This window comes from Sphingobacterium chuzhouense (assembly GCF_014692525.1).
GTDB lineage: Bacteria > Bacteroidota > Bacteroidia > Sphingobacteriales > Sphingobacteriaceae > Sphingobacterium > Sphingobacterium chuzhouense.
In genome coordinates, this window is sequence record NZ_JACNYL010000002.1 from 1,255,453 (window position 1) to 1,281,914 (window position 26,462).

A 26,462-nucleotide genomic window follows, 5' to 3' on the forward strand; every position below is an offset into this window, starting at 1 on the left:
TAAAATATTATTTCAATATATCCCAAAGCATCGTTAATCCTGCCACGACCGTACGCTCGATATTAATGGCTCTGTCATTTTTAAAATGGAAGGTTTGCATCCGGGTTTCTGACGGTCCGGCAACAGCTATACATACAGTACCAACCGGTTTTGTTTCCGTTCCCCCACCCGGACCGGCAATACCACTTGTAGCAATAGCATAATCCGTACGGAATACACGCCTTGCCCCTTCAGCCATTTCTTTAACCGTTGGCTCGCTGACAGCACCATATTGCGTTAATGTCTCGGATAGAACACCTAAAACATCCATCTTGGCTTGATTGGAATAAACAACCGCAGCACCTTGAAACATCCGGCTAGCGCCGGGGACTGCTGTAATCTGTGCCGAAATGGAACCTCCTGTACAGCTTTCAGCAGTAGAAAGTGTAATACCTGTATCCGTAAATATTTGTACCAATACTTCTTCAAACGAACGATTGTCTATCGAAACGACGTGATCTTTTATGCGTTCCACCACCTGTTCCTTAAAGCTATTGGTTATACTTGTTAAAGCTTCCATATCCGTTCCCTCACCTGTAAAACGCAAACGTACCATCCCAATTCTCGGAAGGTACGCCAAGGTAATAAACGGAGGCAATGTGTCTTCTATGTCGGCAATCTGTTCGGCCAAGTGGGATTCCCCAATACCGACAGTTAATAAGTAGCTGTTATAAACAAATACATCGCTTTTGTAGGCATTGCGCAACATAGGCAATACACGGTTTTCCATAAGAAATTTCATCTCAAACGGCACGCCCGGCAAAAAAGCGAAATATTTACCGCTACGTTCGACTGCCATCCCCGGGGCTGTCCCGACATCGTTAAATAAGACAGCTGCATTTGCCAATACATCAGCTTGTCCGATATTCATAGCGGGCATATGCTTTCTACCCGTACGATGAAAAATTTCTTGTACATGTGCCGATACAGTCTCATTACGTACCAGCGTTGTACCAAAATAATCTGCTACTGCAGCTTTCGTAACATCGTCTCGGGTAGGTCCTAATCCACCTGTCATAATAATTACATCCGCACGTTCTTCAGCCTGCTGCAAGGCATTTTTTATAGCATACCCTTTATCAGATATAGAAGTGATATGTACAACGGGGATATGCAATGCACCAAGATGTCGGGCAATCCAAGCGGAATTGGTGTCTATTACCTGCCCGTTTAATAGCTCGTCGCCTATCGTAATGATTTCTGCTTTCATTGACCACTATCGATAAGTATAATGACTTTCCCGCTTCGTCAATTTCAAATCTTGCAATATCGACGCTTTAGCACGAATCGTTATATTGTAACTCTTATATTGTCCGAAAGGTGTCCAACCAACCGACAGATCCCAACAATGCAAATCACGATAAATACTAAACCGCGTCAGTGAAAGTGCTTTTTGCCGAAGATCATAACCTGTATTGAACTGTACTTTCCACTTCGGTGTAACATTAAAATCACCGTTCACGTTGACCGTGGCGGTAACGTTACTTTTCATCCGTCTTTCACTGCGGTCCCAGGTTGTATTATTATAGTTCATGCTGAATGAACCGTTTAAGTTCCATGGAATATTGAAGTCGACAAACGCATTCGGATCGGTACTGATACGTGCGAGCGCATCGGCCTGCTCCGCTGTCATGTTGGGCATCTGGTTACGGAGGGAATCCAGATTGTCATTCCGGCTTTTGTTTGCATTGGGATTAAGGCTATAATCGAACGACAAACCGAAACTGGTTAGCCGTGCTAAACTTCCATCTTGAATAGCAAATCTATCAATCTTTTGTCCCGTCTCTTTGTTGTAGGTATAGGGATCAAAAGTACCGTTAAAGTTTATATTAATCTTTTCCTTGAACAGGGAAGTACGACCTGAGAAACTAATGTTAGAAAGCTTCAGTGAATCGGCCATGAAATTATAGTTTCCGCTAAAGGTCAGACCTTGTATGATTTTCACTTTCCGAAACGCTTCATTACCTGCGGTATCATTATTGTTCCGGACTTTAGCTTCGATATTGTTATCTACCGAGAAACCAATCCCCATAGATTTACCAGCACCAGGCCCACCAAATATACCATTTTCGAAGATAGAATAGCGTTCGAGCACCCCGTTATCGTTTATAAAATCCCGATAGAAACCATAGCGAGGATCCGAGAAATCGGGACGATAGTTGAGATTAACCGATGGTGTAATGACGTGTCGAATGGCTTCTACTTTTCCCATTTTAGGATACATACCGTAAATCTTCGTGGAAAGACCTGCCGACATCGAATAGTCGTAGGCACGCTCAAAGCCACTCACCGTATCACGTGTAGGCGTGTAACCATTGATTTCGTTGGCCAATCTTTTACGGACGCTCTGTAGATACCAACGTTCCGTATAGTTTACGGATGTATTGAACTGAAAATATTTGAAAGCATTTAAACTTAAGCTAATTGGGATATTATGCTGGAAACCATTCGTGAAATTATTTAGTGCTTCTTTCTTAAAAAGCAGCGAATCGTGCGTAGAGATAGAGTTTCTTCCTTGCAAACTATATCCGACCGTAATCCGCTGGTACCATTTTTGATCCCCAACGCGATCTTTAGAATCAAACGGGTTAAACGTAGACACGTTCAAACTGAAAGATGGCAACTCTAAATCGACCTGTCCGGATGTCATATCCTGCCGATGGCTCATATTAGCCGTGAAGTTCACTTTCCCATCTGCAAACACTTTACCGTACGCTATCGAAGAAGACATATTATTTCGTGTCAGGTCTTCCATGGTGTTCTGCATGTTGAAGCCTGTATTTTGGAAATAAGAACGCGTAGCAAAATTGACCGAAGCAGAGAACGAGGTCCCCGGATTAGCTTCTTGACGCTGGGTATGATTCCAAGTAACATTGAAATCCTTACTACGTCCGTAGCTTTCTGTCCCTTCAACCCCCGTTGGCGTAGAACTATACCGAACGTTAAACCCACCACTATATTTATAATTAACCAGATAATTTGTACGCACACTAGCTTCCCACGCGCCTTTCGAATATAGACTGCCTCTAATTTCGGAATCCCAATACTCACTAAATGCCAGATACCATCCCATGTCGCGCATAGAAAAACCACGTGCGGCATCCTCTCCAAAAGACGGAAATAAAAGGCCGGAAGATCTTTTGTTGTTCTTGGGGAAAAAACCAAAAGGGATCGCTATAAATTTCAGGGGAATATTTTCCACCACGAGAAATGCAGGTCCCACTACAATATGGTTTTTTGCCAGTAGCCCCTTTGTAAACTGGATACCAAAGTGTGTGTGCGGATAGGGTAAGTTACAGGTACTGTACATCCCCGTTTGTAGAGAAAGCTCGTCATATAGGTTCTTTCTGACGACTCTTGCCTGGATGTAAGCCCCGTCTTCCTCTGTCATGATACCATACGTATTCCCTTCCCGGCTTTTGTAATCGTACACTAAAGAGTCGACCGATTTGGGGCTTTCGCCCGGAAATATAACCACTGGCCGACCGACGTATTTGCCGTTATGATCGGTAATCCCGCTGGCAAACAGTTGATTGGTATTTCTATCCAATCGGATATAGTCGGCAGCCAACTCAAAATCTTGATATTTAACTTTAGCGCCATTATATAGATGGAGAATATTTTTACTGACTTCATTCCAAGACGAATCGTTAGCAACAATAGTAACCATCGTTTCCAAGCCACTATCGTCTTCCATCATCACGGTATCTTGTCCCTGAGTTTCCTTTAGGTGGTTCCTTGTAGTATCCGCCAACACTGTTGAATCTGCCACAACGGTCGTGTCTGTTATATTTTTTATAGTGTCGGTAACAATTAATGTAGTGTCTTGAACGTTAGAAGAGATGGGATACGAAGGGTCTACCACTTGAGATACAGCCAGTGAGCAACTCAACAAAAGAAATAAAATTTGACATAAAACTCGTGTAAACGCCTTCAAAATGGATTATGAATGTTATTTTTGTATGAATCTTTTAAAATTGTTTCGACAAAAATAGTCAAAAACATTCACATCACATGGAGTAAACATGTTAATGAAACATAAATTTTCAACTATTTTTGCACTTACTTAAACGGAGATAGAATAGGATATTGTACAGATGATTAGAATTTTAAATGTAAAGCCTACTAAACCAGTTTTCGCTGCGGTAATGGCATTTGTAATGTATGCCTTTTTCACATTTCCAACTTACGCTATAAGTAATGACGAGCCAGGAAAAGAAACATTTGTAGTTGTCATAGATCCAGGGCATGGTGGGAAGATTCCTGGAGCAAGAGGAAGAAGAATTGCCGAAAAAGATATTGTGCTTGATGTATCCAAGAAGTTAAAAGAACTTCTGGAGGAACAGGTGTCCAATGTCAAAGTTATTTTGACCCGAGATACAGATATCGATGTTCCTTTCAAAACGCGATCGGATATTGCCAATAGGAATAAGGCTAATCTTTTTATCTCTATCCATGCAAATTCAGCTGATCGTGATGTACGTGTTAGGAACAAACGAGGGCGGTATGTTACGACGGTAAAAAGAGCTCCACATGTTCGAGGGACAGAAACATTTGTTTTAGGTTTTCACCGCAGCAGCGAACAGGACGTCGCCATTCGAGAAAATGCCGATCTGCTACTAGAAGACAACTACGAGGAAGAGTACGGTTTCGATCCGAAGGATCCTTCAACCTACATCATCTTTCAATTGATGCGAAACCAATACCGTAAAGAAAGCATCAAACTGGCTTCCCTTATACAGGGAGAGTATACAAAAAGTGCCCTGATAGATCGTGGCGTTAAAGAATTAGGACTTGCTGTACTTGCTAAGGCCGCTATGCCGGCTGTCTTAACCGAAATTGGCTTTATCAGTAGTCCAGAAGAGGAAGATTATATGATTTCACAGCAAGGACAAATAGAAATAGCACAAAATCTTACGAATGCTATCAAAGCGTATAAAGCCTATATGAGGCACTGATGCTTGGAGTGCAGCATATATCTATGTAAAATTATTATAGTTGAAAAGATCTTATAATTTGAATATTTTGAGAAGCCATCCTGTGTTACAAAGCATTAAACTACTCCCTACCTTTCTTGTATTGGTCGGTCTTTGCCTATTTAGTTCTTTTATCCTGCCACAAGACGACCGTAGTGCTCCCCCACGCCAGCCATTCAAACTCGTTGTACTTGACCCCGGTCACGGCGGAAGAGACGCGGGTGCTGTGGGGAGAAAAGCTAATGAAAAGGATATCGCACTGGCGGTTGCGCTAAAACTAGGTAAAAAAATTGAAGACGAAATGCCAGGCGTAAAAGTAATATACACGCGAAAGACAGATGTCTTTATACCGCTGTATGAACGACCTGCACTAGCGAACAAACATAACGCTGACCTTTTTATATCCATACATTGCAACGCTGCTGCAACTCGCCGATCGCCGGCACGTGGAACGGAAACATTGGTTTGTGGATATAATAGGCTCGGCCAGCAAGATGCGGCTATCCGAGAGAACGCATCTATCTTATTAGAAGACAATTATGAGGAAAACTACGGTGGTTTTGATCCTAAAGACCCCTCCAGTATGATTGTCTTTCAGTTGATGAAAAACCAACATCGTAGAGAGAGTATTAAGTTAGCTTCGCTTATGCAGGATAAATTTACAACATCCGGCAGACCCGACCGAGGAGTAAAAGAACAATCCTTAGCGGTACTTGCTACAGCAGGTATGCCAGCCGTATTAACCGAACTCGGTTTTATGAGTAGTTCCATTGAAGAAGACTATATGTTGTCAACTGCAGGTCAAAAAGAGATGGTTCAGAATTTATTTGACGCAATAAAAACGTACAAAACGTCTGTAGAACGATAAACATTTGTTACATTAGTTTGTTGTTAACATATAATGGATTTAATTTACCCAAGCTAAACATATTTTGAAGATATCAAACGAAACAAAAGTCGGTATCATTACCGTGATTGCACTTGCCCTATTGTTCATAGGTTATAACTTCTTAAAGGGAAATGATGTTTTCTCTAGAGAAAATGAGTTTTACACGGATTATGATAATGTGGATGGCTTAACCGTATCAAAGCCCGTTGTAGTCAGCGGCTACCAAATTGGGCGCGTATCGGAAATGACTCTTTTAAAAAATGGCAAGATACGTACGCATTTCAAAATAAAAAATGAATATGATATCCCTTCAAATACCGTTGCTCGTATCGTCAGTGCCGATCTATTAGGTAGTAAGGCTATCGTTTTTGAATTGGGAAACAGTAAAACCATGGCCAAAAGTGGTGATCCACTCCTATCAGACGTACAGGCGAATTTATTGGAGAAAGTGGAACCCCTGCAGCTAAAAGTAGAGAATCTTGTCGTCAAATTAGACTCTGTACTTTCTGCTGTCAATACGGCATTAGACGAGGAGTTTCAACGTGATTTTAAAGGTAGCTTGCATAGTATTTCCGTTTCTTTACGAAATATGGAGACTATCACCAGTGATGTAGAAGGGCTAATGGGATCAGAAAAGGTTCGATTTGCCAAAATTATGCAAAACCTCGAGTCTATCACCAATAACTTTCAAAGGAACAACGCAAAAATCAACAATATCCTTACAAATTTGGATAGCTTGTCTAATGACCTTTCCAAAACGGAAATTAAAGCAACTATTGACAATGCTACCCAAGTGATGAAAAATGTTGAAGTTATTACTACTAAAATCAACAATGGTGAAGGTTCTATCGGCTTATTACTGAACGATGATAACCTTTACAACAATCTTAACAGTGCTTCCGAAAGCCTTGACAATCTAATTAAAGATGTAGAGGAAAGACCAGGTAAATATATCCGCCTAAGTATTTTCGGAAAAAGAGATACGAAATAATTATAACGAAAACGGTCCGAGTTTAACACTCGGACCGTTTCTGTTATAATGTCTCCTGTAACCAACCGAAGAATTCCCGCTGCCATACCAGCGCATTATGTCCGGATAACACCCAATGGTTTTCTTCCGGGAGGTAAACCAAACGGCTTTTGATGTTTTTCAGTTGGGCGGCTTGGAAGGCCGCTAAGCCTTGTCCTATCGGAACGCGGTAATCTCTCCCTCCCTGAAAAATTAAGATAGGCGTGTTCCATTTATCGATATAGGTTATGGGATTAAAGTCAGTATATGTCTTCGTATTGTTCTTATCCCAATATGGGCCACCTAAATCGTGGTTAGCAAAAAACAACTCTTCTGTTGTGCCATACCAAGAAGTCATGTCAAACAAACCGCAATGTGAAATAAAAGACTTAAATCGCCCTTCATGGACGCCTGCCAACATAAAAACAGAATATCCACCATAACTCGCCCCCACAACACCTATACGTTCGTTATCTACGTAAGGTTCTTTCGCTAAGTCATCAATTGCCGAAAGATAATCGCGTATCGGCTGACCGCCCCAATCTTTCGATATATCTTCATTCCATTTTACGCCCCACCCCGGCATTCCTCTCCTATTAGGCATGATAACAATATAACCTTGCGAAGCCATCAGTTGGAAATTCCAACGATAGGAATAGGTTTGTGTTAAAGCCGATTGTGGCCCTCCTTGACAATAGAGCAATGTCGGATATTTCTTCGAAGGATCGAAATCAGGTGGATAAATGACCCAAGAGAACAGTTCTTCACCATCGGAGGCTTTCGTAAAACGTCCTTCCACTTTCGTTTCAGCCAGATGATTAAAGATATCATCATTCACCTTGGTAATAGCGACCAGTGTTTTCTTTTTGAAGTCATACCTATAGACCTCTGCCGCACGTGTCATCGTCGTTGAAGTTACAATCAGACCGCCATCAACTTCTCCGACAATACCTGCGATATCAAATTCACCCTCGCTGATCTGCGTTATTTTGGACAATGTATTTCGAGCAGAATTTTTCGGTAATTCTACTTCAAACAGCTGTACCGCTCCGCGAACCGGAGCCGTAAAATATATCTTCCTGCCATCTTTGCTCCATATATAGGAATTAACCGTTCCGTCCCAATGTGCTGTCAAATTTTTGCGTTGTGTTGTTGCCTTATCAAAAATGATAATATCATTTTTATCCGCTTCGTAACCATCAGTTTTCATACTCAACCAAGCCAACTGCTGTCCATTTGGACTATATACAGGATGTGTATCATAACCGTTCATCCCCTCCGTAATATTGGTAGTTACTTTGCTCGCCAGATCGTATCGGTATATATCCGTATTCGTGCTGGAGGCATATTTTTTCCCAAATCTCTTCTTGCATACATAGAGCACGGCTTTGCCATCTGGTGTCCAGGTAAAATCCTCTGCTCCACCAAAAGGTGCCTGTGGGCTATAAAACGGTTCGCCTTCCAAAATATCCAGCGGCTCTCCTACCTTACCGTTATCATAAGTGGCTATAAACGGATGATTAAAACGACCATCATTAAAAGTATCCCAATGTCTATAATCTAAATCATCATAAATATAGACATCTGATTTAGTCAAATCACTGTATTTATCTTTACTGTGGTAAGGATGGATAAGCACCGCTCGGCTAAAGAGGATCTGTTTCCCATCTGGGGATAGCTTCACATTTGCCAAACCTCCTTCTATATCTGTTAGCTGTTTCGCTTCACCTCCGCCCAACGGTTTTGACCATAGCTGCCCTTTGAACAGATAAATGATTTCGCCATCTTTATTTATCTGGACGACAGATTCACCACCTTCTTCCTGTGTAAATTGAACTGGTTCTCCGCCCTTCACTGGAATGACATAGAGATTTTTTTCTGATTTATTCTCGCCGAACGTATATTTGGATACGCCGTACACCAACCATTTGCCATCTGCCGATAGTCCTTCTGCTGATACACGTCCCAGTTCCCACAGTTTTTCTGGGGTCAACACTTCTTTCTTCAATTGATATACTTTGTTTGTTGTTACCGGCCTCTTTACTCTCATATTCGGATTCTCTTGTGCAAAAGACAAGGTACTCGCCACCATAGCACAGGCTAAAATTGAAATTTTATCCATAAGGTCTGCTCTTTTTTCATCGCAAGATAGGAAATGTAACTTCGATTTAAAAATCGAAGGTTTTTTTACTTTTTTCGTGTCGCTCAAGCCGCGACCGGCTTTTACTTTTTTCCCTCAAAAAAGTAAACAAAAAAATCGTCGCTTCAGATATTTGAGATAGTTGTTAGTACTATGGATGAATTTCTACATACCTCAAATATCTGGATGCGACAAATAAAGTTAAGGAGGGGTTCATGCAATTGTATTGTCCCATCATTAACCTATTAATCCCACATATAAAATTTTGAATTTGTAGAAATATTATTGATGCACTATCTCTCCATTCAAAACTATTCTCGATGCGGATGATCTGCGGGGCTTTGGGACGCATCAAATTTTAAAGTGGGAAGGTTTTTGCTTCTTTTTCACGGGGAAAAAGAAGAGAAGAAAGTTATTTCTTTTCAAACTGATACCAATTCACCCGAATGGACAGTCTCATCAGTAGAGCCAAAATGACAAACACACCTATTGTACCTACAATCAAAGAATAATCCTGCAACTGCATCAGAGAGAAAATAAAGATGTAGAAAGCGGAAAGAATACCGCTGAAAACAAGTGCAATCTTTTTGTCTTTCGTGATACCAAAGATAAATGAGGAAATGAGTATAATCGTCGCTATCGCAGCAATTAAATACCCCCAATTAAACCCAATGTGCTCACTTAATGCCAACAGCAGTGAATAAAACAACACCATAGCACAACCAATCAATACATATTGAACAATATGAACCCGTTGCTTTTTAATGACTTCAGTAAAGAACAATGAAGTAAACGTCAAGAGTACCACCAAAATACCATATTTGGCAACACGCGTTGTCTTCTGATAATTATTTACAGATTCCAGAAAATTGACTTGTACCATATCCTGCTCTGTAGACATCTGTACATTTGCTCCTGTAGAAGAAACTCTAGGTTCCGGTATAACAGCCACAGGATAATCTACATCTGCAACTTCATAGTTTGTTACTTGGTACATACTACCTCGCGCCCCTTTCCACTGCTGTGGAAATTTTCGGCTGAAACTTGGGATACGCCATTTGGCGATAAAATCCTGTTGTGAAATTGTTCTATCTTCCGGCAAAAATCCTCCGTTAAAGCTGGGGTTGTCCCAGGTGCCGGAGACGATTATACTCGTCTCGTTGCTTGTGGGAAAAACAGTCAGACTGCGCGAACCCCGGATATCTAAATTTATCTCAAATTGGCTTTTGGTTGATCTATCCGATAAATCTACGTTGGCAACCATGGTCTGTTCAAAGAGCGAAACATCGGTGTTGCCGACTTCAAATTCCACCTCACCCTGTCCCATGTTTAATTTTGGGACGGCTTTTACTCCTTTCAGATCACTTAGTCCAATAAATACCTTTGCTTTTTCCCAAGCTAGATCTTCGGGATTTAAATCCAATTTTGCCAAGTCTATTTCATCGAATTCACCACGTAGCGCAACCGTTGCATTATAAACTACCGTTTGATAGATTCCGCGTTTCAAATAGGTAGGTTCCACTGTAGATTTCACATCGAGCTTTTTGGAAACGAGAAAGACATAATCTTTTTCGACATGTTTTTCTACCTTAATCTCACCTTTTTCATCGGTTGTATTCACGTTATACGAATAGGTATAGGGTATTCCGATAATAGGTCCGGAAACAACTTGTTTATTACCCCATTTGCTCGCTATTTCATTGCTGACAGCTTGATCCCTATTTTTACGTTCCCGTATTAAATCCTTCACGCTCTCCATAGGAATAAGCAATAGGAGGACTAAAAAGAGAATAATTCCTAATTTCAAGATGACAGAATTAGCCAACCGTTCAAAAAAAGTAGGTTGAGACGGTGGTAGTACCGGAGGAGTGTTTTGATTTTCCATGTTGTTAAAGTCAAAAGTACTTTGTTTTTCAAAGTGAATGAATAAAAAAATTATTTATATTGCTGTTTTATTAAATTTTCTAACGCTGTTAAATGATTCTCAAAAGCTTTTGCTCCCTTTTCAGTTCGCTTATATTGGGTGTTGGGTTTTCTATCAACAAAACTTTTCTCCACACTTATGTATCCCTCTTTCTCTAGCGTTTTTAAATTGGACGCCAGGTTACCATCGGTCACATCCAGCATTTCCTTGAGCGAGGTGAAATCATACGAATCGTTTGCCATCAGCACGCTCATGATTTGCAGGCGTATACGATTCTCGAATACCTTATCATATAGAGAAAAATCCAACCCCACTATTATTCGTATCTTTTATGTACAATAAAACCATAAATGATGTGCAATACACCAAATCCAAATGCCCAAAACCATAATCCATATCCTGGAAACAGTAATGCCAATAACCCTAACAAAATCTCCAATACACCTAGCCAACGTACCTCTTTAAACGTGTAAATACCTCCAGATGTTAAAGACAGACCATAAAAAATAAGGAGTGTTGCACCTATTAAACTGAAATAACCTTTCGACAGCAGTACTAAGGAGAACAACCCTCCTGTCATCAATGGAATAGCCATAGCCAACAACATCGCTTTACTAGATGGATTCCAAATGTGCTGGCGAGCCTTCTTCGCCTTCCTTCGAGCCATCCATAGGCCTGTTGCTAGCGAAGCGATCAACACAACTAATGCGATACCGATTAAGCTGTTGATAACAGATGGTTCGGTAACATAATGATCCCGATAATCAAAACGACTGTCAAAACCATATACCACGACGTACCCAGCAGCAGCTCCGAGCAATGCGTAAATACCGATCAGCACTCCAGAAAGCCCCGAAATAGACAACACTTTGGACGATTTTTCCATCATGGAGCGGATTTGCCCTATTTCTTTTATTAAATCTTGTTGATTCATATCAATTCAGTCGTTTTTTTAATCTACCGCCTTTCTATTGTGATGTCGTTTTTCCATTTATGCAATCAGTATAAAGTACTTTGAAAAACAAAGTAAATGAATACAAAGCATTTATGCAAGTGTAAAAATATGTTTTTTTACTTTTTATAAAATAATCAAAAAAAATCTTGCAAGATAACAGGAGGCTTACTATCTTTGTGCCACAATAAAAGTCCTAATAACTGCGGAAGTGGCGTAATTGGTAGCCGCACCAGACTTAGGATCTGGCGCCGAGAGGCGTGGGGGTTCGAGTCCCTTCTTCCGCACTTGATGTCCTCCCGAACTTAATAAACTCGGGAGGATTTTTTTTGTAAAATGCGTAAAAGCGAAACGAGAGTATGAATATTTCACACCAAACAGTTGACGATGTCAACGCGAACATTAAGGTTGAATTAGCGCCCGAAGATTATAATCCTTCGGTAGATAAAGCTATTAAAGAACAAGCAAAAAAGGCTAAGTTACCAGGTTTCCGTCCGGGTATGGTTCCTCCAGGTCATATCAGACGTACATACGGGAAATCAATCCTATTTGATGAGATCAATAAGTTGATAAATGATAAGATTTCAGAATACATCAGCGAAAACAAACTGGAAGTTTTAGGACAGCCTCTTCCTGTTGAGAGCGATGCAGACGCACAGTATAACTGGGATTTTAACGATACATTCACTTTCACATACGAAATCGGTATCGCGCCTGAATTCGAAACACCGTTCTCTAAAGATACAGCGTTTACAACGTATGACATCAAGGCAGACGATGCTACCTTAGCAGAGCGTATTAAGAATCTTCGTCGTAGTTACGGCAAAATGACTAATCCGGAAGTTTCTGAAGAAGGAGATGTGTTATACGCGACGTTGAAACAAACCAAGGAAGAAGGTATTGAAAAAACGACTTCTGTACGCACCGACATTATTGAAGATGCGAAAACCAAAAAGGCTTTGACAGGGTTAAAACAAGATGACACGGTTAAAATAGACATCAAAAAGGCCTTTAAAGTAGCTGATATTGCACGCATCTTAGGTATTACCGAAGATGAAGCGGAAAATCTAGACGTAACGAAATTCGAGTTGACTGTTAAAAACATCAACCGTTTGGAAGAAGCCGACTTAAACCAAGAATTCTTCGACAAGTTATTCCCTGCGGGTGATGTAACAAAGGAAGAAGAGTTCGAATCTAAAGTAAAGGAGGAAGTTGAAGGTCTTTTCAAACAAAATTCCGATCAGAAGCTGCGTAACGACATATACACTTATGGGATGGAGAAAGTAGATGTCAAATTCCCAGAGGCGTTCTTAAAAAAATGGTTGAAAGCGACGAATCCTAATATTTCCGATGAGGAGCTGGATGAAGGTTTTGCTGATTTCTTGAGCAACTTGAAATGGACAATCATTGAAAACCGCATCGTTACGGCAAATAGCCTGGAAGTTAAGTATGACGAAGTGATTAACTTGGCAAAAGAACGTATCTATTCTCAAATCAAGATGTATAACATCAACGATGAGCCTACAGATGAACAATTAGGTCAATATGCTCTTCAGTTATTACAAGACAGGGAACAAGCAAACCGCCTTTTCGAAGAAGCAAAAGCCCTTAAAGTTTTTGATTATCTAAAAGAAAACGTAACGTTAAAACCACAGGAAATCTCTTATGTAGATTTCGAAAAGTTAGATAAAGACAGCAAATAAGCGTCTAAAAAAATAACAACCACAAACTAAGGCTACCTTTTTGGGGTAGCCTTTACTATTTTTTGAAAGATGTTACAGATTAGAAAAGCCCTGCCTACTGATGCGAATGCAATAGCGCCCATCATGTTGACAGCTATGGAAGATATTATCTATTATTTTATTGGTGAACAAGATCAGCAAAAAGCAATCACTTTTCTGGCATATCACATTGCGCAACCACGAAATCAATATAGCTATGAACATATCATCGTTGCGGAAGAAGATGGGAATATTATTGGACAAATCTGTCTTTATCCGGGAGATGAGCTGGAACAATTGCGAGCACCTATCATCTCCTATTTACATACACATTTTAAGAGTGAACCGAACTTGGGCAATGAAACACAGGCTGGTGAAGTGTATATCGACACCCTAGCAGTATCTGCTGCTGCACAAGGTAAAGGCATTGGAAAAATCTTGTTACTTTATGCCATTGATCTTTTCGTACATCGAAAAAAAGAAGTGTTAGGGTTATTAGTGGACAAAGAAAATCCAAAAGCAAAAAAACTTTATTTAAACATGGGCTTCAAACCAGTAAGGGACGTCTTTCTCTTTGAAAAAGAACTCGTACATTTACAGTATTCGTGACTCATTAGCTCTTCTTTTCGCCGCTTTTGAGATTAAAATCTAACGTTATATCCTATAGAGATTCGGCCAAACGGGAATTTTCGGTTAAAATCGGTGTACTGTTCGTCCTCAAAATGTCCTTCCAATGCAAAATAGCCAGAGCTAACATTTAATGAGAAGTTTTTGATGATGCGTAAATTAGCCTCCAATGTCCCTGCGTGCAGAATGTAATACGATTCATTTCCGCTAATGGTGAAAAAAACACCACCATTGTAGTCTCCCGTAATAAGTAAGCGGTTCAGTACGCTTAATTCAGCATGGTAACGATATCCCGCTCCAGAACCGTAATTATAATTCCGGCTCGCACCATATAGCAAATAGGGATCTGGTACACCTGCCAATAAAATTGCTCCCACACCTACACTCATATTGAGCCGATTCTGCTTTTTATATCGGAACTCTGAGTTCCAATTATACATTAAATTCTGTGCCCCATAAAAAAAAGCATCATTATTATAAAAGTCGTAGTTGGCACTCAATATCCCATAATGTTCACCACGCTTGGTTTTGAAGAACTTGTTACCATACAGTAGTGCATGTACATTAACTGCGTTGATAAACGTACTATCTCCCCTTCCAAACTCCAGGTTCACATAGAATTGATCAAACGGGCGCTTTATGTTTTCGGGGCCATTGCTATACCATAGCCTGAGTCGACCGTACGAACCATTTTTGCCTTTTTCTAAAATATCCCCTTCTTGCGCATCGAATCGACGGACACCTATATTGACTTCCGCCCATATTGTAGAAGAGTCGACGGCATTGTATTCATCAACCTTCCCCCATTTACCGTCTAGCAAACGATTTAAACCATTCACTGGATTAACGAAAAACGCACCTATTTCATTCGAAGTTCTTAAATGTCGATGTCTCCCCCCTCTCCCCAAAATATTACGGGCAATACGGTGCGTCATTTCTCCAAGAATGATTCCACCATAGGTAGTATTTACTAAATCGTTAATTGAGGGTGCTTGCGTTTCGCCACCTGTCTCCCAAATATAGCTTCCCGCCAATGTAGCGATACTGGACTGATAAAAGTTGTAACCATTACTTCTAAATGCATTAAAATAAAGTTGCCCATGGTAAGGATGATCTAAATGATTGGTTGTAAACTGGTTGTCATCCCAATCCCATGCAGAGAATCGTTGATGGTCAATAAAATTTTTAAAACTGATATACGAATAAGGATCTTTCGTAATAAACCGGTTGAATGTTGCCGGAAAAGCCTGCGTTAAAAACCATTCCGTGCCTGCTCTCCAAAATTTCTTTTCTCTTTTAGGTTCTTCTGTTGTACGAGCAAAGCGAGGTAGTGAATCCGCTTGTAAATGTTGCCCCCAACGCGACTGGCGACTGGTATCCAGCAGCTGTACTGTAGTATCTATGCCGTGTAGGATACCAAAGTGTTGGGCATCAACATTGATGCTACATAATGATAAAATCGTCAACAAAAAACAATAGCGTAATAATCTCATTATCATCTTAAACCCACAAAGGTATAATTTGTGTGATGGAAACCGAAAATCGAAAGAAAAAAAACATGTTTTGCGTTAATTTGTTATTTTTATGTTGAACCAACATAGACATATCATGAGGAAATTAATCTTAACGACCGTTTTAATGTTTATTGCCACATGGATTATGGCCCAGACTGCGTCAAATCTTAAAGGTGTATATACAACGAAAAAAGGCGACACAAATATTGTTTGGATGTTTATTGACGGATATTCTTCTCAAACTACCTATAAAGACGATACTTATGTATCGACTTTTGGCGGTCCTTATACTTATCGAGATGGATCGTTAAACATTCAAGTTGAGTACAACGATGTCGATGCCAGTACCATTGGTCAAACAAAAAGCTTTGCTTTGACAGCAAAAGCGGACGGTTTACAAGAACAATCTGGACAAACATGGAAGAAGGAAACAGCTAAAGCTCAGGATTTGGATGGGTTGTGGCGGATAACCGGACGAAAACAAGGCAACGACCTCGTCCAAATACACCAAAGTGGTACCCGCAAAACCATTAAGCTCTTAGTGGATGGCTATTTCCAATGGATGGCTATAGATCCAGGAGCAAAGACTTTTTCCGGTACAGGAGGAGGACATTATACATTTACTGACGGTAAATACAGCGAACACATCCTATTTTTCTCACGAGATAATTCTCGTGTTGGCGCTAGTCTGAGTTTTGACGGCGAATTAAAAGACGGAGCTTGGCATCACAGCGGCTTGAGTTCAAAAGGTGACCCTATCTATGAAATTTGGAGTAGAGATAACAAATAAAAAGCTTTTCAGCCCGCCTATTAAACTGCGGGCTGAAAAGTTATCCAAACAAATCAGAGCTTAAATAACGATCTCCACGATCACAGGCTATAAAAACAACAATACCTTCATCGATTTCGTTGGCAACCTGTAACGCTGCATGAAACGCACCACCAGTACTCATACCTGCGAAAATCCCCTCTTGTCTGACTAACTCCCGCGTTCTTCTAACAGCATCTTGTTGAGCGATATCAATCACCCGATCTACACGCGAAGCATCGAATATTTTAGGCAAATAAGCCGCTGGCCATCGACGAATCCCCGGTATGGAAGATTCCTCCGTTGGCTGACAGCCCACAATCTGAATGGCTGAATTTTTATCTTTTAAAAACATCGAGCACCCCATAATTGTACCCGTCGTTCCCATAGCACTGACAAAGTGTGTAATCTTTCCTTCGGTATCGCGCCAAATTTCTGGCCCTGTGGTCTTGATATGGGCTTTATAGTTATCTGGGTTGGCAAACTGATTTAAAATAAAGTAATCTCCTGAGGCCGCCTTTTCTTCTGCATAATCACGACAGGTCTCCATATTATCCAATAGCGTTACCTTTGCACCATACGCTTCCATCGTTAGTGTTCGTTCACGCGTAGAAGTAGCGGGCATAACCAATTCCAGTTCCAAGCCATATAGGCCTGCAATCATTGCCAAGGCAATACCGGTATTACCCGAGGTAGCCTCAATCAATCTCGATTCTTTTGTAATCTCTCCTCTTTCCAGTGCCGAGCGGATCATATTCAACGCCGCTCTATCCTTCACGGAGCCAGCTGGATTATTTCCTTCCATTTTAGCAAAAATCTTCACATTGGAATTATCGTGGAAGGACGTAATTTCCACAAGAGGGGTGTTGCCAATGGCATCTATCAAATTTCCCATTATGCGATAGGTTTTGAGTCAATAAATTTAGAATTAGGTTGATGATAAACCGTAGTATAGGGGTCTATACTAGAAGTCAACCACACATTTCCACCAATAATGGAGTGATGGCCGATTACCGTTTGTCCTCCTAGGATCGTAGCGCCTGCATAAATAATTACATGGTCTTCGATAATTGGATGACGTTGGGTGTCTACCATATTTTTCTCTACACTCAGCGCACCCAGCGTTACGCCTTGATATAGCTTGACATGGTCTCCGATGATACAAGTCTCCCCTATCACCAGACCAGTTCCATGATCGATATATAAATATCGGCCTATTCGGGCTCCCGGATGGATGTCGATTCCTGTTTTGGAGTGTGCGTGTTCGGTTAATATACGAGGAATAAGTGGTACATTCGATTTCCATAGTTGATGTGCCAGGCGGTAAACACATATAGCCGTAAAACCGGGATATGTGCGTATGACTTCCCGTAAACTGCGTGCCGCAGGATCGCCATCCATAATCGCTTGCGCATCCGTGAGCATTACATCATAAATAGCCGGAAGTTCTTCGAGAAAACGGCGTGCAATCAGTTTATTGTCACAATGTGAACATGCTTTCGTTTTCATCAACAATTCCAACAATTCTTCTTCGGCTTCTTCAAAAGCTTTCCGAACATCATCTACACCCTGAAAATGAGATGATTGTCTTTCCGGAAATAGCAAATGCAGCACATGCATCGCCCAATCTGCTATCCGGGCGTTGCTCGGCATGTCTTGAACTTCCATTTGCTTTTGATATATATGTCGATAAAATTCTTCCATTTTTATATATGAGGTTTAGTCTTTCTCCAAATTTAAGATTCCTTTTAAAAAAATTGCGCCTTCTAAAGCACTAATTTTTCAAATAGTTCTTGATGGGTCTTCTCCGCCGAAATACACAAACCAGGATGCACTGCTGAACATTGTATGATGGTACTTCGTTTTGCCGTCAGCCAACGGAAGCGTTCTGCTTGTTCTAACGCAGCCAATCTCCCTCCTTCTTTATCTCCAACACAAATACGCTGAAAAGAATCCAGATGCTTCACAATTAACTCCAAATCAATATCTGGATCAAGCGTTCTGCATTTAACTTCGTCTACATAAATCTTGACTTGTGCATATCGCTGCTTCCGACAATAGAGTGCTACACCAACATTTATAAACTCATCACGTTCCACGCGAGGGACTACGCGGACGATAGCGTATTCATATAGTGTTCTCTCGCTCATGTTGTATCTGTTTTATAAAGTTTTCGGAATGCGCCAATCTTCCTAATAAAAAAGAAACATACACGCGACGGGCATCGTCTGGACTCAATTGCCTATGCTCATCTACCAACCATTCATCAGGCACAATCTGCAATATGTTCCACAAATTTTCTTTTGTAAAAAGCGATCGGTACTGCACATCTACTTCTTCCACCTTTGACGCAAACTTAAGCAGTACATGATCCTTTATTTGTATAAACGGTTTTTCCAACTGCTCTTCCCAATTATCCCATGCGTGGTGAAAATAAAGTGATGCACCATGGTCTATCAGCCAAAGCTCTTTATGCCATATCAACATATTGGTATTCCGTACAGTGCGGTCCACGTTCATAAGCAGTGCATCTAACCAAACAATCTTGGAGGCTTCTTCTGCATCTATCTCATCTACGTTCGGATCAAACGTAATAGCACCGTTCAAAAAATGCACCCCTAGATTTTTCCCAACCGAGAAACGCAGCAAATCCTGTATTTCTTCATCCGGCTCCATCCGTGCAAAAGATTCGTTGAGGTCTGCGAAGACCAATTCGGGCATACGAAGCCCCAAAAAGCGACATAGTTCTCCTCCGATCAATTCCGCGACCAATGCTTTCTTTCCTTGCCCTGCCCCACGAAACTTAATGACGTAACTAAATCCATCGTCTGCATCCACCAAAGCAGGCAACGAACCTCCTTCCCGAAAAGGTTGGATGTAACGTATAATACGCACTTCACGTATCTCTGGTTTAAATATTTTCATCGGCCTGTCCTTATATCTAATTTTTCATACCTCAAAGAACGGAATTTTTTCTTTTATAGCAAATTGTACCTTTTTATGACCTAACCCTTAAACATATTCTAATTATATTTGTAGTTTGTACAACGATCAAAAGAAAAGATAAGCAACGATGACGGACACGACTACCGAGTATAATAACGTTATAAAACATTGTAAGGATTTATTCTTAAAGAAAACAAAAGATTACGGTACTGCTTGGCGGATAATGCGTCCACCGTCTATAACGGATCAAATCTATATTAAAGCGCAACGTATACGGACTTTGGAAGTTAAAAAAGTTTCCAAAGTAGGAGAAGACATTTTAGGAGAATATATAGGAATCGTAAACTATTGTGTAATTGCGATGATGCAGCTAGAGTTACCCGAAGATGCGGAGGAAAACTTAGCCTATGATATGGTAGATAAACGATATTCCGAAAAGGTAGATGAAACACGTGACTTAATGTTTGCCAAAAATCATGACTACGGCGAGGCATGGCGAGAAATGCGTATTTCTTCTTTAACAGACCTTATTCTCATGAAAATTCATCGTGTCAAACAAATTGAAGATAATGACGGACAAACCCTTGTATCGGAGGGGTTGAAGGCAAATTATCAAGACATGCTTAACTATGCTGTTTTTGCACTTATAAAACTAGGCCTTGCCGAACAAAAATAGACTCATGGAAACGAACTTTACGCCTACACGAAAAAAGAATGCTAACACCATTGATATTGCATTAGGATTTAGCCGGATATTTGTCGGTATACTTTTTATTTTTTCAGGCTTTATCAAAGCCAACGATCCTACAGGTTTTGGCTATAAATTGGAAGAGTACTTCCTGGTTTTCCACATGGATTTTCTCAACGACTACAGTACTTGGCTTGCTGTCCTTATCTGTGGCCTAGAAATCATTCTCGGGGTATTCCTGTTATTAGGATTCTATAAAAATAAAGTAGCTTGGGGCTTATTGCTGTTAACGATATTTTTTCTCTTCCTGACATTCTATTCTGCTTTTTTTGAGGTTGTGACCTCCTGCGGATGTTTTGGTGATGCCATCCCACTAACGCCCTGGCAATCGTTTATCAAAGATGTTATCCTATTGGCATTCGTCATCGTGATCTTCAAGTACAGAGCACGCATAAAACCTCTTCTTTCCAACCCAACAACAAGAAGTCTAATCAGTACATTGGTCATCCTTTTATCTTTTGGAATAGGTGTCTATACCATTTACTTTCTCCCATTTATTGATTTTCTTCCTTATAAAGAGGGAAATAACATACCAGAATTAATGGTAATGCCAGATGGAGAAGAAGCAGACGTATATGAATCCATCTACGAAATCAAACATAAACAAACCGGCGAGGTAAAAAAAGTGACCGATAAAGAATACATGGAGGGTATCTGGGAAGATGACAATTGGGAAGTTGTGGGCGAGCCTACATCGAAGTTGGTCAAAAAAGGGTATCAAATCCCCATCCCGGATTTGTTGATATCGGATGCAGAGGGAAACGATGTAACACAAGAAATCATCACAAACCCTTATTACAACTTCGTCGTGGTAAGCACCCATGTCGACAAACTATCTTTAGCAGACATTATTGCATTGGATCGCATTAACACGACGATTCGTGATTTAGCAAGTGACTATCCGCTCCGAGCCATATTGTTAACCTCCAGTTCATCAGAGGTAGCAAGAGGACTTCAAGACGAAATGGATCTCGTACTAGAAACATTATACGCAGATAATGTTCCTCTTAAAAGTATGGTACGCTCCAATCCCGGCGTACTCTTATTACAAAATGGTACGGTCATCAAAAAATGGTCAAAAATCACGTTCCCGTCAAAAGAAGAATTGGAAGAAGATTATTTAGCGAAATAATGGATAAGCCTATATTTTTAATTGGTTTTATGGGTAGCGGGAAAACTACGTTAGGTAGGAAGTTAGCTAACCACCTCAATCTGAAGTTTATTGATTTAGACCATGTGATTGTAGAACGCATCGGTATGTCGATACCAGCGTACTTTACACAATATGGCGAACAGAAATTTCGTGAAATGGAAAGTCAGCTACTCAAAGAACAACGGGGAAAACGTGCTGTTATCTCGACCGGGGGTGGGAGTCCTTGTTTTTTTGATAATATGGAATGGATTCTAGAAAATGGTATATCCATTTACCTCTATCTCACGCCCAAAGCGCTACACAATAGATTGCAACAATCAAACATCGCTTCCCGCCCAGCTCTTCAAGGGTTACGTGATGAAGCTCTTTTACAATTTATTGAGGAAAAACTAGATGAAAGAGCGCCTTTTTATAAACAGGCACATATCCATATTGACCAACTAAATACCTCTTTAGATACGATATGCCAATCCATTGAAACCTATGCGGAAAATAAATAGTCACTATTTACTTCTTATGTTTTTGTTGTTTTTCTGTAGCTGTTTCAGAAGCAACACCACAGCGGATACTGTTCGATTCGGTAGTTCTCGACAAGTATTTAATTTTAAAGGAATTGAGGATTTGTATCGTTTCCTCACCTATTCAGAAAATAGGGTTCCGTTGGTGAGCGCACATCGGGGAGGACCGGATACAGACTATCCCGAGAATGCCATCGAAACTTTTCAACGCGTGGCCTCGAAAATGCCTGCCATTATCGAGTGTGACATTGCACTCACGAAAGATTCTGTTCTCGTTTTAATGCATGACGAAACATTAGACCGCACTACAACTGGAACGGGAAAAGTAAATCGATACACATTAGCTGAACTGAAAGAATTGCACTTAAAAGATCCTGCAGGAACGGTAACCAACTACCGTATTCCAACATTGGAAGAGACATTACGATGGGGCATAGGACAGGTTATTTTCACACTGGATGTAAAAAGAAACGTACCTTACCAACTCGTGGTAGATGCCATCAGGAAAACAAAGTCCGAAGCATATTCTGTAATCATTACCTACAGTGCCAATCAAGCGGCAGTAGTGCATAACCTAGCACCAGATTTAATGATTTCGGCTTCTATAAAAAATGTAGAAGACTTGATACGCTTAAATGACCTAGATATTCCAGATACAAGACTTGTTGCTTTTATCGGCACATCGCAGGCTGATAAAAATCTCACCGATCTATTGCATCAGCACGGTATCCTATGTATTTTGGGCACTATTGGAAACTTAGATAGCCAAGCGCAGCAAAGGGGCGAACAGGTTTACGCAGAATATATTGAAAATGGTGCCGACATATTAAGTACCGATCGACCATTCCAAGCAGCGAAGACATTAGACTATTATAGTAAACAACGTAATCTTTCCTCTCCATTTATCAATTAGCACGGAATCGAAGTAGATATTCTACTACATTTTCACATCGTTTATTTAATTTATTAAAATACACCAAACAATTATGATCATCGAACGTTATTAACTTAGATAAAATAATTTTAACGTAATAGATCGTAATATGAAGAAGTTTACATTTTTATGCCTCTTACTAGGAGGTTTCGCAATCGGTGCTCAAGCACAACGTGTAGAAACTACGCCGCAATCTACAGCAAATGTAGGAATGGAACCTATTAGACAGGGTAATTGGATGGTTGGTGGATCTATAGGGAATATAGGTTACAGCTTTGAAGGTGATCAATTCAATATCAATTTAAACCCTCGTGCTGGTTATTTTGTAGCAGACGGCTTGGCGGTAGGTGCTCAAGCTAGTTTAGGTTTAACTGCTATCAAGGACCAAGACAATGTCTACAACTATGGGATCTCTCCTTTCGTGCGTTATTATTTCCCTGGTGGAGCTAGTGCATCGGGGCGTTTCTTCGGGCAAGGTGATATCGGTATAGCCGGAAGTAAGCCAGGAAGTGATGTTTCGTTGGCATTAGGAGCAAATGTAGGGTATGCACACTTCATTACCCAGACAGTTGCATTGGAAGTAGCGGCTGGTTATAACTACAGCAAAGCTAACGTCAATTCCGGCGGTGGACAAAGCGGTCTTGGTGTAAGTGTTGGTTTCCAGATTTATCTGCCTGGACAAAGATAGAAAGGCAGTAACCTTATTTTAGAAAAAAGCACATCCTTTACAAATGGGATGTGCTTTTTTGTTAAAGAGCACACTTAATTTACCTGTTTTTTAGTTTGATTTCGTCAATAATAATTTCTTGGATATTTAGCGGCGGGATTCCATTTTGTCCGTACCAGAAAAAAGAATCATACCCTTCATAGACAGCTTTTTCGATATGCCAGCGGTCCGGGAGATAACTGGAGACATCATTACAATATCCTGCCACGCTTACTTTATGATTCGGCCATATCTGGCGGATCTTCATACTATAAGACGTCACCGCTTCACGAGATAAGCCAACCAATTTCCAGGACCCGATATTTAATGTCTGTACATAAACTGGCAATTCCTGCCGAACCGCATCGGCCTGATACCGATGCTCCATCAAATCTGCCCAACGTAGATCTTTATCTGTATACACTGTACTTCGTTGTATAGCAGTTTTCTCCCTAAACGCTTTAATTTCCTCTGGCTTCATTGGTTTTATGGGAATTAATACACTATCTACAAAAGAATCAAGTGTACCTCTTACTTCTTGCATATCATTCGAGAGTACTTCCAAAACACTTTTCGCTAAATCAGCGCCCGTCTCCCGGTAATCAGCCGACACTGGATTGATATCGCCTCCGCATCCCTGTACAAAAAGGTTGTAATCAGAACCGGTATGCGTCGCTAATATGCCTCTAGCTATCCCAGGAAAATTTGCACTCAATGTAAACGATTCCTCTCCTTTATTCTGAAATACGGGGTGGCATCCGGCAAAAAATATGGTTCCCATAAGCTGCTGGCGTTGATTAAGCACTTTAACTACATCCAATGTCCGATCCACAGGCCCCTCGCTCTTTCTAACATTGTCTCTTCTGTTTAAACCTATAGTGGTTTCTCCTCTCCCAAAATAAATAGAAGCAGGTTCCATGTTTTCAATCGCTTTATCTGCAACCGCTATGATGTTTTTGCCAACTACGTTGTTTAGATAATTGCTGTCTGGTTGTTGATAAAAATGCGCCCATGTCGTCCAAGCTTGTGTAACAGGGGCAAAATGGGTATGCGAAGCATTCATCAAGATAGCATCTTTGGGTAGATTGTGTTTTGAAGCAATAGTTTCCTTTATCTTTTGTGTAAAAGAATAGTCAACTCCGCATACATCTATCGTAATAATAACGACTTTTCGATCATCATTTTGGATAGCAACAGCTCCAGTTTCCATACTGTTTTCACTTTTATGTTTCCCAACAAAAAGACTTCCGTTTGTATCAAGTGCATATATACGGTCATTCGTTGCTGCCAATTGTTTTATTTTCACTGTATAGGTTACATCATTATAACGACCAATCTGAACTTTTCCAGAAGATGCTTCTTGTTTAAGTGGCGTTTTCCATAATCTACCCTCGGGGTCGGAAAATATAATATTTCCATCATATATCGTAAACGCCTCTACGTCTTCTTTTTCTATTGCCGTCCATCTTATTTTATCGTTATGGTATTCTCCGCGGCTTATATTACCGATGTTATCGACGGAATACAGATATTTTCCATCAGACGCTATTGTTTTTAATTTCGGTGACTTAACTTTTTTTAGCTTGTTTCCCGCTTTCCTAATCCAGAGCTTTCCATTTGTATCCAAGACATACTCTTGCTTTCCCGAAACCGCAACAGCGCTTAGTTCGGTAATCTCCAAGGAATTTTCCTTCCATTGCAAACTTCCCCCTGTCTGTTGTGCTGAGAACCAGGTATTCTCCTTATCAAGTGCTAACAATTTTTCTTTATCAGACGTGATCAGTTTAAACCGTTTCAGCGAATCTACAACTTCCCATGTGGTACTGAATCGACCTTCTGCCGGTAACCCGTATCCGGCCAATGCTAATCCAAAAATATTGTCGGGCGGATCTATACTCATTTTTGCAAAACCAACTTGATAACCAGATTGATTCTGTGCTTGACAAAGCAAGCACAGAATGCATAAAAAAAGTGTCCACGTTCCCCGTCGTCTATTTCCTTTTTGTATACTTCCTCGATATAGGATATTTGGATTCATATCATTGATGTTGAAGTTGCCACTGAACGATTGCTTCTTTAACGCTACCTGCATCCATTAACAGTTTTTTTGCTTGCTCATAGTCTGTCAGCCCTACTTTTTCCATTAATATTTTGACCGCCCGGTCTATTATTTTATCATTGATCAAAGCAACATTAACCATTTTATTATCTTCCACCCGACCCAGTTGAATCATCGTCGTCGTGCTGATCATATCAAAAATCATTTTTTGTGCCGTTCCACATTTCATACGGGTACTGCCCGATATAAATTCCGGTCCGGTTATTACTTCGACAGGTAGATCCGCGTTGGCAGCTATGATAGAATGGGGGTTGCTGACAATGCAGCCTGTCGTAATATTGTTCGTACGACATTGTTTCAACCCTGCCAATACAAATGGTGTAGTACCACTAGCTGATATTCCTATTACGATATCTTTCTGGGAGACGTGTTCGTCCTGCAACATTCTCCATCCTGCTTCCACATCATCTTCTTTTTCTTCTAGCGCTTCTACCAAGTGTTCTGTGCCTCCGGCTAAAATAGAATTGAGCAATCCTTTGGGCACGCCATAGGTTGTAGGCATTTCTATCACATCTAATACAGACAGTCGTCCACCACTGCCCGCGCCTAGATAAAACATTCTCCCCCCATCCTTCAGTTTTTTTACAACCTCCGTTATCAAATTGTTTAATTGTGGTAATGCCTGCTCTATAGCGAGAGCTACCGTTTTATCTTCCGCATTAATAAGATGAGTAATTTCCTCCACCGTTTTTTTCTCGAGATGACGATGCCTAGAGGGTTGTTCTGTTATTCTTGTCAT

Annotated in this window: 24 protein-coding genes and 1 tRNA gene; 12 read left to right on the forward strand and 13 right to left on the reverse strand. The window is 40.6% G+C overall.

The window, feature by feature from the left end; translation table 11 throughout:
* Positions 1-7 precede the first annotated feature (7 nt).
* Positions 8-1,249, reverse strand: coding sequence for a competence/damage-inducible protein A (locus tag H8B21_RS11765; RefSeq protein ID WP_190313934.1), 1,242 nt, complete (start codon positions 1,247-1,249; stop codon positions 8-10).
* Positions 1,250-1,255: 6 nt separating this feature from the next.
* Positions 1,256-3,811: a putative LPS assembly protein LptD gene (locus H8B21_RS11770; protein WP_317170389.1), complete on the reverse strand. Its 2,556-nt coding sequence runs from the start codon at positions 3,809-3,811 to the stop codon at positions 1,256-1,258.
* A 325-nt stretch (positions 3,812-4,136) separates the two neighbouring features.
* On the opposite strand from H8B21_RS11770, the gene H8B21_RS11775 reads away from it, so the two are divergent.
* From H8B21_RS11775 to H8B21_RS11785, 3 genes are all read left to right on the forward strand, one after another.
* Complete coding sequence (locus H8B21_RS11775) at positions 4,137-4,997, forward strand: N-acetylmuramoyl-L-alanine amidase family protein (RefSeq protein WP_190313935.1); 861 nt, start codon at positions 4,137-4,139, stop codon at positions 4,995-4,997.
* Between the two features lie 40 nt (positions 4,998-5,037).
* The gene (locus H8B21_RS11780; protein ID WP_223814976.1) at positions 5,038-5,883 is read left to right on the forward strand and encodes an N-acetylmuramoyl-L-alanine amidase family protein; all 846 of its coding nucleotides are present in this window, start codon (positions 5,038-5,040) and stop codon (positions 5,881-5,883) included.
* Positions 5,884-5,947: 64 nt separating this feature from the next.
* Positions 5,948-6,895, forward strand: a complete 948-nt coding sequence (locus tag H8B21_RS11785; protein WP_190313936.1) for an MlaD family protein — start codon at positions 5,948-5,950, stop codon at positions 6,893-6,895.
* A 43-nt stretch (positions 6,896-6,938) separates the two neighbouring features.
* On the opposite strand, the gene H8B21_RS11790 is transcribed toward H8B21_RS11785, so the two are convergent.
* The 4 genes from H8B21_RS11790 to H8B21_RS11805 all read right to left on the reverse strand — a co-directional run bounded on the left by H8B21_RS11790 (position 6,939) and on the right by H8B21_RS11805 (position 11,911).
* Positions 6,939-9,035 (reverse strand): S9 family peptidase, encoded by a 2,097-nt coding sequence (locus H8B21_RS11790; protein WP_190313937.1) that lies wholly within the window; start codon positions 9,033-9,035, stop codon positions 6,939-6,941.
* A 430-nt stretch (positions 9,036-9,465) separates the two neighbouring features.
* Positions 9,466-10,938, reverse strand: coding sequence for a cell envelope integrity protein CreD (creD, locus tag H8B21_RS11795; RefSeq protein ID WP_190313938.1), 1,473 nt, complete (start codon positions 10,936-10,938; stop codon positions 9,466-9,468).
* 50 nt (positions 10,939-10,988) lie between these two features.
* On the reverse strand, positions 10,989-11,291 hold the full coding sequence (locus H8B21_RS11800) for a winged helix-turn-helix domain-containing protein (protein ID WP_190313939.1): 303 nt from the start codon (positions 11,289-11,291) through the stop codon (positions 10,989-10,991).
* Between the two features lie 2 nt (positions 11,292-11,293).
* Positions 11,294-11,911, reverse strand: coding sequence for a hypothetical protein (locus tag H8B21_RS11805; protein ID WP_190313940.1), 618 nt, complete (start codon positions 11,909-11,911; stop codon positions 11,294-11,296).
* 223 nt (positions 11,912-12,134) lie between these two features.
* Here H8B21_RS11805 and H8B21_RS11810 point away from each other — a divergent pair.
* The 3 genes from H8B21_RS11810 to H8B21_RS11820 all read left to right on the forward strand — a co-directional run bounded on the left by H8B21_RS11810 (position 12,135) and on the right by H8B21_RS11820 (position 14,259).
* Positions 12,135-12,216: transfer RNA gene (locus tag H8B21_RS11810), tRNA-Leu, on the forward strand.
* A gap of 72 nt (positions 12,217-12,288) precedes the next feature.
* Positions 12,289-13,632: a trigger factor gene (locus H8B21_RS11815; protein WP_190313941.1), complete on the forward strand. Its 1,344-nt coding sequence runs from the start codon at positions 12,289-12,291 to the stop codon at positions 13,630-13,632.
* Positions 13,633-13,701: 69 nt separating this feature from the next.
* Positions 13,702-14,259 (forward strand): GNAT family N-acetyltransferase, encoded by a 558-nt coding sequence (locus H8B21_RS11820; protein WP_190313942.1) that lies wholly within the window; start codon positions 13,702-13,704, stop codon positions 14,257-14,259.
* Between the two features lie 32 nt (positions 14,260-14,291).
* On the opposite strand, the gene H8B21_RS11825 is transcribed toward H8B21_RS11820, so the two are convergent.
* Positions 14,292-15,776 (reverse strand): DUF3943 domain-containing protein, encoded by a 1,485-nt coding sequence (locus H8B21_RS11825; RefSeq protein ID WP_190313943.1) that lies wholly within the window; start codon positions 15,774-15,776, stop codon positions 14,292-14,294.
* A gap of 109 nt (positions 15,777-15,885) precedes the next feature.
* On the opposite strand from H8B21_RS11825, the gene H8B21_RS11830 reads away from it, so the two are divergent.
* On the forward strand, positions 15,886-16,581 hold the full coding sequence (locus H8B21_RS11830; protein WP_190313944.1) for a hypothetical protein: 696 nt from the start codon (positions 15,886-15,888) through the stop codon (positions 16,579-16,581).
* Between the two features lie 40 nt (positions 16,582-16,621).
* Here the strand turns inward: H8B21_RS11830 and cysM are convergent, their stop codons facing one another.
* The 4 genes from cysM to H8B21_RS11850 form a co-directional block, all read right to left on the reverse strand.
* Positions 16,622-17,494, reverse strand: a complete 873-nt coding sequence (gene cysM, locus H8B21_RS11835; RefSeq protein ID WP_190313945.1) for a cysteine synthase CysM — start codon at positions 17,492-17,494, stop codon at positions 16,622-16,624.
* On the reverse strand, positions 17,494-18,303 hold the full coding sequence (epsC, locus tag H8B21_RS11840; protein ID WP_190313946.1) for a serine O-acetyltransferase EpsC: 810 nt from the start codon (positions 18,301-18,303) through the stop codon (positions 17,494-17,496). The genes cysM and epsC overlap by 1 nt, the downstream gene beginning before the upstream one ends.
* A 62-nt stretch (positions 18,304-18,365) precedes the next feature.
* Positions 18,366-18,749: a DUF3037 domain-containing protein gene (locus tag H8B21_RS11845; protein ID WP_190313947.1), complete on the reverse strand. Its 384-nt coding sequence runs from the start codon at positions 18,747-18,749 to the stop codon at positions 18,366-18,368.
* Positions 18,727-19,524 carry a HipA family kinase gene (locus H8B21_RS11850; protein ID WP_190313948.1) on the reverse strand — a complete coding sequence of 266 codons (798 nt, stop codon included), beginning with the start codon at positions 19,522-19,524 and terminating at the stop codon, positions 18,727-18,729. The genes H8B21_RS11845 and H8B21_RS11850 overlap by 23 nt, the downstream gene beginning before the upstream one ends.
* A 148-nt stretch (positions 19,525-19,672) precedes the next feature.
* On the opposite strand from H8B21_RS11850, the gene H8B21_RS11855 reads away from it, so the two are divergent.
* The 5 genes from H8B21_RS11855 (at position 19,673) to H8B21_RS11875 (ending at position 23,586) form a co-directional block, all read left to right on the forward strand.
* A complete protein-coding gene (locus H8B21_RS11855) occupies positions 19,673-20,221 on the forward strand; it encodes a DUF1599 domain-containing protein (protein WP_190313949.1) in 549 nt (182 codons plus the stop codon).
* 4 nt (positions 20,222-20,225) lie between these two features.
* Positions 20,226-21,425 carry a BT_3928 family protein gene (locus tag H8B21_RS11860; RefSeq protein ID WP_190313950.1) on the forward strand — a complete coding sequence of 400 codons (1,200 nt, stop codon included), beginning with the start codon at positions 20,226-20,228 and terminating at the stop codon, positions 21,423-21,425.
* Positions 21,425-21,946 (forward strand): shikimate kinase, encoded by a 522-nt coding sequence (locus H8B21_RS11865; protein WP_165296171.1) that lies wholly within the window; start codon positions 21,425-21,427, stop codon positions 21,944-21,946. Before H8B21_RS11860 ends, H8B21_RS11865 begins: the two co-directional genes overlap by 1 nt.
* Positions 21,930-22,877, forward strand: a complete 948-nt coding sequence (locus H8B21_RS11870) for a glycerophosphodiester phosphodiesterase family protein (RefSeq protein ID WP_223814977.1) — start codon at positions 21,930-21,932, stop codon at positions 22,875-22,877. The genes H8B21_RS11865 and H8B21_RS11870 overlap by 17 nt, the downstream gene beginning before the upstream one ends.
* A gap of 130 nt (positions 22,878-23,007) precedes the next feature.
* Positions 23,008-23,586 carry a hypothetical protein gene (locus H8B21_RS11875; protein ID WP_190313951.1) on the forward strand — a complete coding sequence of 193 codons (579 nt, stop codon included), beginning with the start codon at positions 23,008-23,010 and terminating at the stop codon, positions 23,584-23,586.
* A 79-nt stretch (positions 23,587-23,665) separates the two neighbouring features.
* Here the strand turns inward: H8B21_RS11875 and H8B21_RS11880 are convergent, their stop codons facing one another.
* Entirely contained in the window at positions 23,666-25,696 is a 2,031-nt protein-coding gene (locus H8B21_RS11880) for a hypothetical protein (RefSeq protein WP_190313952.1), read from the reverse strand.
* The gene (locus H8B21_RS11885; RefSeq protein WP_190313953.1) at positions 25,644-26,462 is read right to left on the reverse strand and encodes an N-acetylmuramic acid 6-phosphate etherase; all 819 of its coding nucleotides are present in this window, start codon (positions 26,460-26,462) and stop codon (positions 25,644-25,646) included. The genes H8B21_RS11880 and H8B21_RS11885 overlap by 53 nt, the downstream gene beginning before the upstream one ends.